Origin of the sequence: Leptolyngbya cf. ectocarpi LEGE 11479, assembly GCF_015207065.1 — a bacterium.
Classification (GTDB): domain Bacteria; phylum Cyanobacteriota; class Cyanobacteriia; order Phormidesmidales; family Phormidesmidaceae; genus Leptothoe; species Leptothoe ectocarpi.
On the sequence record NZ_JADEXP010000155.1, the window covers coordinates 1 to 13,966 of the forward strand.

General features: G+C 51.8%; 13 protein-coding genes. 11 read left to right on the plus strand and 2 right to left on the minus strand.

Going from position 1 to position 13,966, the window contains the following annotated elements; genetic code table 11:
- Positions 1 to 342 precede the first annotated feature (342 nt).
- A complete protein-coding gene (locus IQ260_RS16605; protein ID WP_193994226.1) occupies positions 343 to 2,046 on the minus strand; it encodes an ArnT family glycosyltransferase in 1,704 nt (567 codons plus the stop codon).
- Between the two features lie 83 nt (positions 2,047 to 2,129).
- Here IQ260_RS16605 and IQ260_RS16610 point away from each other — a divergent pair, with 83 nt between their 5' ends.
- On the plus strand, positions 2,130 to 3,686 hold the full coding sequence (locus IQ260_RS16610) for an ArnT family glycosyltransferase (protein ID WP_193994227.1): 1,557 nt from the start codon (positions 2,130 to 2,132) through the stop codon (positions 3,684 to 3,686).
- Between the two features lie 181 nt (positions 3,687 to 3,867).
- Positions 3,868 to 4,131 carry a DUF7219 family protein gene (locus tag IQ260_RS16615; protein ID WP_193994228.1) on the plus strand — a complete coding sequence of 88 codons (264 nt, stop codon included), beginning with the start codon at positions 3,868 to 3,870 and terminating at the stop codon, positions 4,129 to 4,131.
- A 30-nt stretch (positions 4,132 to 4,161) separates the two neighbouring features.
- Here the strand turns inward: IQ260_RS16615 and wecB are convergent, their stop codons facing one another.
- Positions 4,162 to 5,286 carry a non-hydrolyzing UDP-N-acetylglucosamine 2-epimerase gene (gene wecB / locus IQ260_RS16620; protein WP_193994229.1) on the minus strand — a complete coding sequence of 375 codons (1,125 nt, stop codon included), beginning with the start codon at positions 5,284 to 5,286 and terminating at the stop codon, positions 4,162 to 4,164.
- Positions 5,287 to 5,371: 85 nt separating this feature from the next.
- On the opposite strand from wecB, the gene IQ260_RS16625 reads away from it, so the two are divergent.
- The 9 genes from IQ260_RS16625 to galE all read left to right on the plus strand — a co-directional run bounded on the left by IQ260_RS16625 (position 5,372) and on the right by galE (position 13,758).
- Positions 5,372 to 5,836 carry a CRR6 family NdhI maturation factor gene (locus IQ260_RS16625; RefSeq protein ID WP_193994230.1) on the plus strand — a complete coding sequence of 155 codons (465 nt, stop codon included), beginning with the start codon at positions 5,372 to 5,374 and terminating at the stop codon, positions 5,834 to 5,836.
- A gap of 212 nt (positions 5,837 to 6,048) precedes the next feature.
- Positions 6,049 to 7,221, plus strand: a complete 1,173-nt coding sequence (locus IQ260_RS16630) for a F420-0:Gamma-glutamyl ligase (protein ID WP_193994231.1) — start codon at positions 6,049 to 6,051, stop codon at positions 7,219 to 7,221.
- Between the two features lie 22 nt (positions 7,222 to 7,243).
- Positions 7,244 to 8,401, plus strand: coding sequence for an N-acetyltransferase (locus tag IQ260_RS16635; protein WP_193994232.1), 1,158 nt, complete (start codon positions 7,244 to 7,246; stop codon positions 8,399 to 8,401).
- A gap of 6 nt (positions 8,402 to 8,407) precedes the next feature.
- Positions 8,408 to 8,824, plus strand: a complete 417-nt coding sequence (gene ruvX, locus IQ260_RS16640; protein WP_193994233.1) for a Holliday junction resolvase RuvX — start codon at positions 8,408 to 8,410, stop codon at positions 8,822 to 8,824.
- 102 nt (positions 8,825 to 8,926) lie between these two features.
- Positions 8,927 to 9,511, plus strand: a complete 585-nt coding sequence (locus IQ260_RS16645) for a DUF3727 domain-containing protein (RefSeq protein WP_193994234.1) — start codon at positions 8,927 to 8,929, stop codon at positions 9,509 to 9,511.
- Positions 9,512 to 9,642: 131 nt separating this feature from the next.
- Complete coding sequence (mltG, locus tag IQ260_RS16650; protein ID WP_193994235.1) at positions 9,643 to 10,704, plus strand: endolytic transglycosylase MltG; 1,062 nt, start codon at positions 9,643 to 9,645, stop codon at positions 10,702 to 10,704.
- A gap of 125 nt (positions 10,705 to 10,829) precedes the next feature.
- Positions 10,830 to 11,372 (plus strand): YqeG family HAD IIIA-type phosphatase, encoded by a 543-nt coding sequence (locus IQ260_RS16655; protein ID WP_193994236.1) that lies wholly within the window; start codon positions 10,830 to 10,832, stop codon positions 11,370 to 11,372.
- Between the two features lie 88 nt (positions 11,373 to 11,460).
- The gene (gene proB / locus IQ260_RS16660) at positions 11,461 to 12,615 is read left to right on the plus strand and encodes a glutamate 5-kinase (RefSeq protein ID WP_322744980.1); all 1,155 of its coding nucleotides are present in this window, start codon (positions 11,461 to 11,463) and stop codon (positions 12,613 to 12,615) included.
- Positions 12,616 to 12,750: 135 nt separating this feature from the next.
- On the plus strand, positions 12,751 to 13,758 hold the full coding sequence (gene galE, locus IQ260_RS16665) for a UDP-glucose 4-epimerase GalE (RefSeq protein WP_193994238.1): 1,008 nt from the start codon (positions 12,751 to 12,753) through the stop codon (positions 13,756 to 13,758).
- Positions 13,759 to 13,966 lie beyond the last annotated feature (208 nt).

Consider the following 13,966-nt stretch of genomic DNA (forward strand, 5'->3'; position numbering starts at 1 on the left):
CCATAGAACAAGGCAAAAAAAAAGCTGACTGCTAAGCCTATGCCCCAATGGCAACGAGAAATCTTACGGGGACTGAATAATCTAGCCAGCATCGAGAAATTGATTCATGAGAACTATGAAATATCGCACCACAACCCTACAGTGGGTAAATTGACGGTACTTCAGAGGTACTACTAGTATTTCTGCGAGCTAATACCAAATCCTTACGCTTTACTCGGTCTTAGGTTAAGACAGCAAATAATCTTGCGATTACTGATTTTTGGGATGGACTGACCTGTAAATATCGCTGTTGGACGGTCTCTCACTGATAACGCCATCTCGAGGATCAACAATGCCTGATTTTTACTGGGCGCGAATATGTACCAAATGCGTCTGTTTAATCTGCCCCAGGGAGTCATAGGGCTGAGAGAGGGTCAACAGCTCAGACTCTTCAATCCACAAATAATCATTAATATCCACCTGGTCTAAACTGGGCAATTTTTTGCCAGGATTGGGGGTATAAAACCTCAGCAGAGTTCCGCGCTTACTGTTGAGACCTGGGGAAAAATTCACCGGCTCGGTTTGCAAAAGCAGCTGAACATCATCACGAATCAAAAGCGCTTTCATCTCGGGATTGACGTTGCCTAAGCCAGCCGTCCCCCAGGCCACCGTTAAACTAATCCAGTGCCCCAATATCAGCAGCACCAGCCAGCTGATACCTTGCTGAGGCCAGTGCGATCGCGATCGTCCATCTTGAAATCGTCCATCTTGCGAACAAAACCACAGAAGACCCGCTCCGCACCACACCGTCCCCAGACTCAACGCAATGGGCGCATAGGGCCTTACAGCTTCAGTACTAGGCAAAACTTCAGTAGTCAGCGCCAGCCCCGCCGCCACCGCAAGTATTCCACCTAAAAACAGCAACAGACCATTCACACCGCTCAGCCAGACCTTGAGCTGGCGGTTAGGAGTAGCCTGAACTAGCCGCTCCATGGCATATCCGGTGAGCAACGCCAAAAAAGGATAGACCGGGATGGCGTAATGGGGCAGCTTAGTCGAGGCAAAACTAAGAACCCCTAGGTAAAGCAGCGGATATAGCAGCAGCAAAGAGAATAGAGGCTGACATATGTATTTCAGATTGTCCTTTGACCGCACAAAACGGATCAGCAGCAAAATCACCGCTCCCAGGGCAAAAAAGACCCAGAGAAAATCATTGACTAAAAGGTTAAATAAATAAAACAGCGGAGATTTAGCCCGCTCCGCCGTCAGACTCTGGTTGACAGGAAAATTGAGCAGAGCATTGATGACGGCCATGTCATAACGTCGCCAACACAGCCAGACCCAAATGGCCGTGGGCAGCAAACCCACCAATCCTCCCCAGTAGAAACTCCACTGTTTCAAATGCGATCGCCCAGACAACAGCAAGTAGGGCAGCAAACAGGCCATGGGCACAGCCGCCAGAGCACTGCGGATGAGTACCGTTGTGCCCAAACTGGCACCAGCACCAAAACACAGCCAGCGGCTGCGCTGTGAAGGTTCGCCATCAGCGCTCAACAATAGCCAGACCGCTAGCAAAATCAGCCCTGAAAACATCACATCAGGGGTAGCCAGGCGGCTGTACTGCAGCCACAGAGGGGCCACCCCCAAAGACAGGGCTCCCAACAGGGCCGCCGTCGGTGTCAACAGCCGCCGTCCAATCGCGTATGTCAGCCAGATACAGCCTATGCTGGCCAGCACACTGGGCAGCCGGACAGCCACCTCATGGCGGCCCAAAACCTGGATAAATGCAGCCACGACCCAGTAGGGACCAGGGGTTTTGTGGTGGGGGGTGGCCCAGGGGTGAACCCAATCTCCAGTATCTACAATTACCCTGGCACGACGGGCGTAAAGGCCCTCATCATGGGCCATGAGACTCTGGTGGTCGAGGTCAAAAAAGCCTGCCAATAGCAAAGGCAACATCCACACCAGTAGGAGCAGCCAGTGCCACTGTTTTGCCTGGACCAGGGCTTGGATTCTGTTGTACAGCCAACTAGTTAGCCAACCCAGTCCCAATTGCCAGCGGGTCATGGGGAGAAGAATATGATAGGGCGTAGCTATTGTGCCATTGTCGTGGATAACTTGTCGGGATGCATTGTCGTGGATGAATTGTCGTGGTTGATTCGGTAAATAAATCCTTGCCATCAGGCCGCCCTGTAATCAATACAGCAACGCTCGATGGGGTGTGGCTGCTGCTGATAACCTGGGGGCTATATCTGTGGCGATTGGGCGCGGCGCCTCTGCGCGACTGGGATGAGGGCACCATTGCCTCCGTTGCGCGGGGGATGGTCACCAGCGGCGATTGGATTTATCCCACGCTCTACGGGGGACCTTATTTGAATAAGCCGCCGCTGGTGGAATGGTTAATGGCAGCGGGTTATGGGGTGGCTGGTGTTTCAGAATGGACGTCGCGACTGCTGCCAGCGATGGTGAGTGGCTTGGCCATCCCTCTGCTCTATGGAGTCGGTCGGGAGGTGTTTGGACAACGGCGACCGGCTTTGCTGGCGGCGGGTGTGTTTTTAACGCTGCTGCCGGTGGTGCGCCACAGTCGTTTGGCCATGCGGGATGGGGTGGCGGTGACGCTATTTTTGCTATTGCTGCTGTGTGGTTTGAAGGCTAGAAAACAGCCGATCTATGCCTTAGGCATAGGAGTTTCCCTGGGGCTGATTGCGTTAACTAAAGGGATTTTGGTGCTTTTACTAGGTCTGATTGCCGGGGTGTTTTTAGGCGTTAGCCAAGGGCGTTACCTCTTGCGAAATCGCTATGTGTGGCTGGGATTAGTCCTAGGCAGTTTACCCGTCGTACTGTGGTATGGAGCCCAGATTCTACGCTACGGCGAAGTTTACTGGCAGGGGCACTTTGTCTCTCAGTCGTTTGAGCGGGTAACCTCTGCCATTGAAGACCATCAGCAGCCGCCTTGGTACTACTGCCTGGAATTGCTGAAATATAGCTGGCCCTGGCTGATGTTTTGGCCAGGAGGGCTTTTGCTAGCCTGGCGGCAGAGACAGCGCCCTTGGGGGCAGCTAGTCTTGGTGGGCACCGGCATCTATCTAGGGGCGATTTCCCTGATGGGGACTAAACTACCCTGGTATATCGTGCCGCTGTATCCGTTGGTAGCCCTGGCTATTGGTGGGTATTTGCACCGGCAGCGGCCACCGCGCTGGGCGGTGGGAATACTGGGGCTGATTGCGATCGCAGCCCCCATCGGCGGCATTTACTTAGGGCTACAAGATCAGCAACCCACCCTAATCGCCATTGCCATTGTCCTGGGCAGCGGCACAGGATGGACAGCCTGGCGGCTGTGGCAGCGGCAGACACGCTGGTGTCTCACCCTAATGGCGGGTCTATACCTGACCTTGCTGTTGCTGATGGGCTCCGATTTTTGGCTGTGGGAGCTGAATGAAGCCTACGCGGTCAAACCCGTGGCGGCTATGCTGAATCAGCAGGTGCCAGCAGAGGCTGAGGTGGTGACCACGTTTAGCTACGGACGACCTAGCCTCAATTTCTATTGCGATCGCTACATCGCCCCGCTCTCCGGTCCACCGCTTCTAGACCGCTGGCAGGAAAATCTGTACGTCTTGGCCGAAGCTCACCACCTGCCAGATCTGCCTCCCTATCGTGAAATTGATCGGACCGAGGACATGGTTCTGATTCAAACCCTGACTCAGTGATAGTCCCATAACATTTAGTCCGGATGATTTAGCTCGGATGTATGTAATTCCCCATAAGCTGGGCATTGCTAAGTAGGCCCGCTATGGCAAATTACCTACCGTGATTGAAAGACCTTGGTATGATCAAGCCGTATGCGAACCACATAAATGCTGGTAACGTTACCTATCAGAGGACTTTCCCTTGGACGACGATCCCCAAGAGCAAAAACAATCCTTCATCACGCCCCGTGCTCCCTATCACGGTGAATTTACGCCTGAGCGCCTGGTGTTTAATGCCAACTTGCAAGAGTTTGCCAATCGCGTTTCCCTGATTTGTAATCTCGAGACAGGCGGGAAAATTGCTTCTGAGGATGCCTATAAACAGATTAAACAGCTCTGGAAAGCGCTTAAGTCATCCAAGAAAAGCCTGCTAGACGAATCTAATAATCAGGGGAAAGAATCCTAATTCCCTGAGTTCAGAACGCAGCTGATAATACTAATGAGCCAAGTGACCAAAGTGCTCCTTTACAGCTTTGACAATCCGCTCTGACGCCTTACCGTCCCCAAAAGGATTGATGGCTCGCGCCATGGCGTCGTAGGCAGAGGGCTCCTTCAGAAGCTTGGTCGCTTCAGCAACAATCACCTCTGGATTAGTTCCCACGAGCTTAGCCGTACCCGCTGCCGCTGCCTCCGGTCGCTCTGTTGTTTCTCGGAGCACCAGTACTGGTTTGCCTAAACCAGGAGCCTCTTCTTGCAAACCTCCTGAATCCGTCAGTAGCAGGTAGCATCGCTGCATCGCTCCCACCAGCTGACTGTAGTTTAGAGGCTCCACTAAAAAGGCTCGGGGATGATCTCCTAAAGCAGCTTTCAGCGGCTCTCTAACAGTGGGGTTGCGATGGAGCGGCAGCAGCAGCGCCACGTCCTCAAATGTGTCCAATATCTGTAGAAAGCCTTGGGCAATGTTTTGCAGCGGCTGTCCCCAGTTTTCCCGACGATGGACCGTCGATAGAATGACTCGATGCCCGATCCAATCGAGTCCAAGGACATCACAGGCCGGGGCTTTAGAAGCCACGGTTTGGAGAGCATCAATCACGGTATTACCCGTTTTAACCACAGTACCGCTGACACCGGAGGCGGCTAAATTTGCCACTGACTTATCCGTGGGCGGAAAATGCAGCGTAGCAATTTGAGAAACCAAGCGTCGGTTCGCCTCTTCAGGGAAGGGATCTAAGATATTATCGGTGCGCAATCCAGCTTCCACATGCCCTACGGGAATTTTCTGGTAAAAGGCAGCCAGGGCAGCGGCAAATGCCGTGGTGGTGTCACCCTGAACCAGGACAATGTGGGGCTGCAGCTCTGCAAATAACGTCTGCAGACCCTGCAAACTCCGACAGGTAATATCCGATAGCGACTGCTTGGGCTGCATAATATTCAGATCGCGATCTGCCTGTAGATCAAACAGCTGCATGACCTGATCCACCATTTCCCGATGTTGCCCCGTGAGCACGACCTTCGTGTCAAAACCGAGCGTTTTTTGAAACTGTTGAATCACCGGAGCTAGCTTAATGGCCTCAGGGCGTGTTCCCAGGGTGATACATACGCGAATGGGAGATCGGGTCATAGGAAATAAAAGCTTCTATATCGTCTCTATCTAGTAAAGTCTTCCACAGCAAGGCACACTGTTAGTCTGTTTCATCTGCCTTGCAATGTCTCAATCCATTGTTGTCAGTTCTACAAACCTCCAGACGCTGGACCTATCAGCGGCTCATACCGTCCTGAACCAGATTGACTGGCACCAAACTAACCTAAAGCTGAGTTTTGACATCAGCTATGCCCGAGAGGCGAACGACCCCAGAGAGCTTTCCGAAGTTCCAGAGGTGCGACTATGGTTTATTCGTCTAGATAGTTACTATCCCTGGCTGCCGCTCTTTCTCGATGTCGAATCTGGCGAGCTAGGGCGCTATGCCGCCATGCTAGTGCCCCATCAGTTCAGCCCGCTAGACGGTATTCGCTACAACCCAGAAGCCCTGGAAATTTTTGTCATGGGGAAAGTATTCACCATTGCCCAATGGCTTAAGGACAATCAGATTGATGGTATCGAAAAGCTCAAGCTGATGGTACGCACCCTGGGATATGAGCTGGATGATGGATTATTTGAGCTATTGAAATAATCACTGCTCTTAGTCCGCTCCAGCACCGCTGGATGATTGCTTCAGAACCGAGAGTACGATACAAATCGTACGGATATAGAAATAATATTTGTCTCAAATATTTGTCCACGTTCAGACCTGTTTTTCTGCTGCAGAAACTCTAGATTTCAACTGGGACGTGGTTATATCCACTATGACATCACCCGTTTACATGGAACAGGAGTAACCCTTTAATGACAGGGATTGTGGGCACGCTGGTGGTTCTACTAATAGTGCTAGTGCTAGCCATTTGGCTACTGATTGAGCGCCAATTTCAAGGACGCCCTGGTAACCGGTTAGAACTGGAGTCTGGCAAGTGGACTATCACCACCCGAGAGCCTCAGCACTATGTGATTGAAGGGGACCCCTCGCTGGTCAATCTGACCCGCACCCTAGAGATTATGGTGCCGGAAATTTCTGTGGAGGCGCAACTGCTGTCTGGGACCAGTTTAGACGGCATTACGGTCAAAACAGAGCTAGTGTCCGACCATGAAGATGCTCCTGCTAGACCTGATAATTATTGGTTTGCCTACATTGTCAAGACCGGGAAATCGACGGGCTTAAAGATCAAAATCGATATTCAAGGTCCTGATCTCTCTAGACTCAAGGCAATTTGGGTCAAAGTTCACTATTTAACCTATGGTCCCGAAGGGCGGATTCCCAAAATGGGAAATGTGGTTGTGCCGCTTAAGTATCCAGACCCCAACGCTCCTCAAAACTGGCGCTCTACACCCAGGGCTGAGGTGCTGCCGATTCCAACACACCTGCTAGGCCCCTTGGATAGTCCTATCGATACGGTCAAGCGCTATGTGCAGGCCTATGCTCAACCGGGTGATATTGTCACCATCGGTGAAACCCCTGTGGCCATCATGCAGGGCCGGTGGCGACACCCCAGTGATATTAAACCGGGCTGGGTAGCCAGGCGGATCTGCTATTTCTTTATGCCCACGTCGAGCCTGGCAACTGCCTGCGGTATGCAAACCCTGGTGGACTTGGTGGGGCCAGTGCGGGTGGTCTATGCGTTTGTGGTGGGTGCGATCGCAAAGAAATTTCTTGGTCGAGCCGGGATGTTCTACGTACTAGCCGGCGACCAGGCCCGTTTGATTGACGATGTCACCGGCACCTTACCCCCCTACGATCAGTTCATCGTCTTGGGTCCTGAAAATCCTGACAAGATTGTGCAAGATATTTATGAGGCTACTGGGTTAAAAGCCGCCATTGTCGATGTCAACGATTTGAAAGCAGTTAAAATACTGGCAGCGACACCGGACACTGACGTAGACTTGATAACAAGTGCTCTGCTGGATAATCCAGCTGGTAATGCGGATGAACAAACACCCGTGGTCCTAATTCATCCAAAATCCTAGGGATTTTACTTATTTCGGCCCTATGACCCCCGTTAACTCCTCTGAATCCATTGCAGTTCGCCCCGTTCATTTTCGCGACTCAGAAAAGCTGATGCCCGATGGCGGATCAGAGGTGGTCACCTGTGGAGCCTTTACTAAGCAGCAAACTCTGCCAGAAGCTAACCCCATGCTGGGGCAGTGGCAGCGCTTATCCCAGTTGGTCAATCCCCTTCAACCTAAGGCTACCTTCGCAGCAGAGTGCAAACACACGACCCACGGCGTCATTCAAGTTTCACCGTTTAACTCCACTCGCAGTACCTGGCGCATTGATCGCGTCATGGTCAAAGCCGCCGCCGATCAAACGCTGGTGCTTAATTTAGATCTAGCCAGTTTGCTGCTGCGCCACTGTTTTGAAACCATCGTCGAAGCCCATACCTGGATTAGTGAAACCAGTATTCACGATAAGTTTGGACTCGCCCTCTATCGCCAAAATGGCTTTCAACCATTGGCCTATGTCACTTACTGGTCGATTGATGCTGAGCAAATAGCCGCGCTGGCTAAGAATGAGCCAGATTTACCCAACCTATTGCCGGTCAGCAATGCCGATGCTCAGCTGATCTACCACTTAGAAACTGCATCCATGCCACCGCAGCTGCGTCAGGTCTTTGATCATCAAATTCAAGACTTTCGGACGCGTTCCATTGCTGGGTTGAGATCCCAGCTGCGTCGGTGGTTAGGACAGTCCGAGTCGGTGTCGGCCTATGTATTTGAGCCCCAGCGTAAGGCCGCCATTGGCTACTTTAGCCTGCGGCTTTCCCAGGATGCAGATCAGCCCAACCGAGCAAAGTTAACTGTGCATCCAGCCTATACCTGGCTGTATCCAGAGCTTATGGCCCAGATGGCTCAAGTGCTCCAGGGGGCATCCAACTCCGCCCTCCAGCTAGCCTCCCTAGACTATCAGCCCGAACGGGAAAGCTATTTGCGGGAGATTAATGCTACCGAAGTCGGCCATACAGTGATGATGTCCCGTTCCGTATGGCATAAGGTGCGGGAGTCTAAGGCCGTCTCCATTGAAGGAATACAGGACGTTTTGCAGGGACTCCAACCCTCTGGCAAGGCAATTCCTAGCCGATTTTCATGGGATGCCGCTAGCTCGAGACCGCCCACTGGCAATGACTCTGGCAGTGGCACTATCAGATAGCACCGCATGATTTCTGTACTAGGGCTAGATATTGGTAGCAAGCGCATTGGCGTCGCGGGGTGCGATCGCACCGGTCTAATTGCCACCGGCCTGACCACCATCGACAACAAGTCTTTTATCTACGTTACCGAGCAGCTTCGTCAGATCGTCCGCCAGCGCGAGGCCACCCTGCTAGTGGTGGGGTTACCCTACACCATGGACGGAGCCCTTGGCGCTCAAGCCCGTCGCGTACAAAAATTTACCAAACGACTGGCTAAAGCCCTGGGGCTACCGGTCACCTACATGGACGAACGGCTGACATCGGTAGAAGCCGAGCAGCAACTGCAGGCTGAACGCCGTCCCACCGATAAAAATAAGGGTCTCATTGACCGCCGGGCGGCTGCTATCATTTTGCAGCAGTGGCTGGACCGCTCCCGTAGTTGACCGCCCCTTTGGATGATAATTGTCTAACCCTCTACAGGGTGCACCTACAGAGTGTGCTCCTGCTTGAGACCTCAAGGGCCTAGGCCCCATGAAACCTAACGAATGCCCAATCTAAATCACAACCCTAACCACAGCTCCGATCACTCCCCTGGTTTTCATCAAGGTCAAGAAATCGTGACCCTCACTGACGACAGCAACCACACCTTGGCTTGTTATGTGGAAAAAGCCATTACCCTGAGTGATTCAGGACAAGAGTATCTGCTACTGCTACCCGTCTCTGCCCCGGTTGAAATCTTTAGCTGGCAGGAAGAGGATGATACGTTAGCAGACATCGAAGATGAGGAAATTGACCCACTATTTCCCAGCGCGCGCGCTGTGTTAGCAGAGTTAGACTTGACCTTGCAACGAAGTGCCTATACCCTTACAGCCGTAGGTAATATCCCTGAGGCTGACGACGAGAGTTGTTTTGCGTTAGAGGTGGATGATGACGGGGTTACGGATAATTTTCAAATGTTGGCGCAGTTCTACCATGCGGAACAGCGTTATGTTGCCTGTACGCCCTTAGAGCCTTTGCTATTCTTTGCGTATCGCACGACTGATACGGATACAGTGACATTGCTATCGCCTGAAGAATTTCAGCGATTGCAGCCCCAAATTGAAGACCAGTTGTTTGAAGGGTTGGATTAGTTTTTATACCTTGGTCCAACCGCTTAACAAAGATATCTGAAGGTTGGCCCTGTAGCTAACGAGCCAATATAGCGCACCAAACCAATACACCGATCGGTTCCAAGTATCGTCAACGGTCTGTCTAAAAAAATATGGGTTGTTTAAAGCGAGCATTTTACCTTGGCATTTTTCCAGTGGCGTTGGGCTTGGCGGCTTGGCAAGGGTGGTCTTGGTGGAGCTGGGCCACGGCTCCTGTAGAAGCCAGCAGTGATACCGAGCAGCCGGTACAAATCCAAATTCCATCGGGCACCCCCGCTCAGCAAATTGGTCAAGATTTAGAAGCGGCTGGTTTGATTCGATCTGCTACCGCCTGGAAAGTTTGGAATCGATTACAAGGGGTTCAAAACCGTGAGGGCGGTCTCCAGGCAGGCAGCTATGCCCTCTCACCCACTCAGTCACTCTCGGAAATCGCTGACCAAATCTGGAATGGGGATGTCATTCAAACGAGCTTTACGATTCCAGAGGGATGGAATCGGTCTCAAATGGCAGAGGCACTCGAGGAGCAAGGATTAGTCAGCGCTGATGACTTTTTGCGTTCCACTGAAGAAATTCCCTATGCGCAGTTTCCATGGCTGCCCCAGGGGTTGCCTCACTTGGAAGGATTTCTCTATCCAGATACGTATCAGCTGCCGGGCGACCAAATTGCCGCCGATGACATTGTCGATATTATGTTGCTACGGTTTGAGCAGGTGGCACTGCCCACCTACCAGCAAACAACGACCCCCTACTCGCTAGCGGAATGGGTAAACTTAGCCAGTATTGTTGAAAAGGAATCGGTCGTTGCTGAAGAGCGAGATACCATTGCCGGGGTGTTTGCCCGTCGCCTACGGGAAGGAATTAGCCTAGGATCAGACCCCACCGTAGAGTATGGCCTCGGTGTGACCCAAACCCCAGAAAATCCTTTGACGCTGGCCCAGGTAAACACCCCCAACCCTTATAATACTTACCGTAACCTGGGATTGCCGCCAACTCCGATTGCAAGTCCTGGTATCGCTAGCTTAGAAGCATCTTTAAATCCACCGGATACTGAATTTCTCTATTTCGTCGCCCGCTACGATGGCACCCATGTGTTTAGTCGTTCGCTGGCAGAGCATGAAAGAGCCCAGGGGCAGATTCGCGATCGCGTCGATGCTCAACTGGGGGATGACCTGTAAGTTACCTCTCACCTAATTGGTCTCGTACAGACGTTCCATGGAACGTCTCTCCAACACTAATTTTGGGATCTTATAAAATCCTTATTCCTAGTTGCTAATTCACCCTCATCTCTCATATCCCGACCATGACCTCTTGGGGCCGCCTGTTACAACCTGACCTTGCCCTGGGGGGCTCTATTTTAAAGCTGACACCGGAGCTGATTGCCCAGCATCGTCTCAAGGGGTTGATTTTAGATGTGGATGAAACCCTGGTACCGTTTAAGCAAGCTCAGCCCCTAGAAGATGTGCGCCAGTGGCTGCAGCAAATGCAATCCTTAGTCAGCGTGGTCCTGGTAAGCAACAATCTCAGCCACAGTCGCATCAGTCAAATTGCCGAAACCTTAGGGGTGCCCTTCTACACCGGGGCTGGCAAACCTTCCCGCCGAAAGCTGCGCCAAGCCGTGGCGCTGATGCAGCTGCCACACCATGAAATCGCCATGGTAGGCGATCGCTTGTTTACAGATGTCCTGGGAGGAAATCGCCTGGGGTTGTTTACAGTGCTCGTGGAGCCCATGGTAGACCCCTTAACCCCCATGGCGGCCAATTCGCCTAAGCAGTGTCTGCGCAATTCTGAAATTTGGGTATCCAAGCGTCTTGGTGTGGTTCTAGCGACCAGCGATCATCGCTGATCCGAACTACGATCTCACCCATATGATTTCAGCAACGGTAAATTCTGTGACCGCATCGTCATTTAATTCCCCGACCTCCACACCCTCTGTGAAACCTCAAACACTTGTGGTCAAAATCGGGACATCGAGCCTTACACGCTCGGGTAATCTGCTGGCCCTATCGGTGCTGGCTCGTTTAGTAGAAACGTTGAGCCAGCTACAGCACCAGGGGCATCGGGTGATTTTGGTCTCCTCGGGGGCTGTGGGTGTGGGCTGTGCTCGGCTGGGACTGAGCGAACGGCCCAAAGCCATTGAACAAAAACAGGCCGTGGCCGCCGTGGGCCAAGGGCGGTTAATGCGGGTATACGACGACTTGTTCACCGTGTTAGAGCAGCCCATTGCCCAGGTCTTACTCACCCGCAGCGATTTGATGCAGCGTTCACGCTATGTCAATAGCTATCGCACGTTTCAGGAGTTATTTAGGCTCAATGTCATCCCCATTGTCAATGAGAATGACACCGTGGCTGTAGATGAGTTGAAATTTGGTGATAATGATACGCTCTCGGCCCTGGTGGCTAGTTTAGTAGGAGCCGACTGGCTATTTTTACTCACCGATGTGGACCAGCTGTATTCTGCCGACCCCAGGGCCAATCCCAATGCCGAACCCATTACCTGGGTACCGCACCTGGGGGATTTAAATATCGATGTGGGCGACCGGGGGTCAGCTTGGGGAACCGGCGGCATGATCACCAAGTTAGAAGCAGCTCGCATCGCCACCAGCTCAGGCATTCGCATGGCGATTACCAATGGTCAAACACCTGATAATATTTTGAAGATTTTGGCAGGAGAACCCCTGGGTACTCAGTTTGCCCCCCAGCCTAAACCGAATAATGCCCGCAAACGTTGGATCGCCAACGGTCTACGGCCCAGTGGTCGGCTATATTTGGACCCAGGGGCAGTCTGCGCCATTGGCCAGGATGGTAAGTCGTTGCTATCTGCAGGAATTGCAGCCGTTGAGGGCAACTTTCAAGCCCAGGATGCGGTGGTGCTGTGCGATCGCAACGGCAAAGAAATTGCCCGTGGTCTCGTTAACTATAATCACCATGAACTTCAGCAGATTCGCGGACATCGCTCTAGTGAAATTTTGATGATCTTGGGCTATGACGGTGCCGATACTGTGGTGCACCGAGATAACTTAGTGCTAAATCCTGATCATGCTGACTTAGCCATGAAACCTGTGGCAGAGGATGAGTCGGCTCGTTGAGGTGTTTCTTATGGGATAAAGTCACTGTCTGACAAGGGAAACAACGTTTTTTACCCTTAGAGCCATAAATTTTGTCCTTAAGACCGTATGACTATTTCCATTGTTATAAGTATTTAAATTTTACGATTTTCTCCTATGACTAGTTTAAACACCTCAGATCCATCAATTTTGGTAACCGGTGGTGCCGGTTATATCGGTTCCCATACAGTATTAGCCCTGGAGCAAGCTGGCTATCAGGTCGTTATTTTAGACAGCCTGGAATATGGTCATCAGGATTTAGTACAGCAGCACCTTAAGGCCAAACTAGTAGAAGGTAATACGGCGGACCGCGCCCTATTAGATCAGCTATTTGAACAGTACAATTTTGTAGCCGTGATGCACTTTGCGGCCTATATTGCCGTGGGTGAATCGGTCACCGCTCCGGCGGAGTACTACCGTAACAATGTCTACGGCACGCTCAACCTGTTACAGGCAATGGAAGCTGCCGGTGTGAAGCGGTTTGTCTTTTCATCCACCTGTGCAATTTATGGGCCACCCAAAACCGTACCGATTCCAGAAGAGCATCCCAAAAATCCCATCAGCCCCTATGCCAACAGCAAACTGATGGTGGAAATGATGCTGCAGGATTTCCAAAATGCCTATGGTTTACAGTCGGTTTGTTTTCGCTATTTCAATGCAGCCGGTGCGGACCCCGCCGGGCGTCTAGGGGAAGACCACTCTCCCGAAACTCACCTAATTCCTTTAGTGTTACAAACGGCCCTGGGGCAACGAGACCACATTTCCATCTATGGTACTGACTATCCCACTCGGGACGGTACCTGTATTCGTGACTACATCCATGTAGCCGATCTCGCTGATGCGCACGTCAAGGGGATCCAATACCTGCTCGACGGCGGCGAAACAGCCTTTATCAATTTGGGTAACGGCAGTGGATTCACGGTCCAAGAGGTGATTGAAACTGCACGTCAGGTGACCGGGCATCCGATTCCTGCTGTGGAGTGTGAGCGTCGCCCCGGAGATCCGCCCAGCCTGATTGGCAGTAGCGACCATGCCCGTCAACGCCTAGGCTGGACTCCCCAGTATGCTGATCTAGAAACCATTATTAGCCATGCTTGGCAGTGGCATCAGCAGCGCCACGGCTAGTGGTATAGAAATAGACCTGGAAATAGGATTAACTCTTCCGGAATAAATTAACTATGGCGGTACTGATAAGAAGTATGACAATCAGTGCTTTTGCTACTGGTCATATGACTTTTACATCGCTTTGCCCAACAGTGGCCTTCCGGAAAAATAGATAAACAGGGAAAAGTAAATATATCCCGATAAATCGAGGGATTGAGTGCACTAGAAT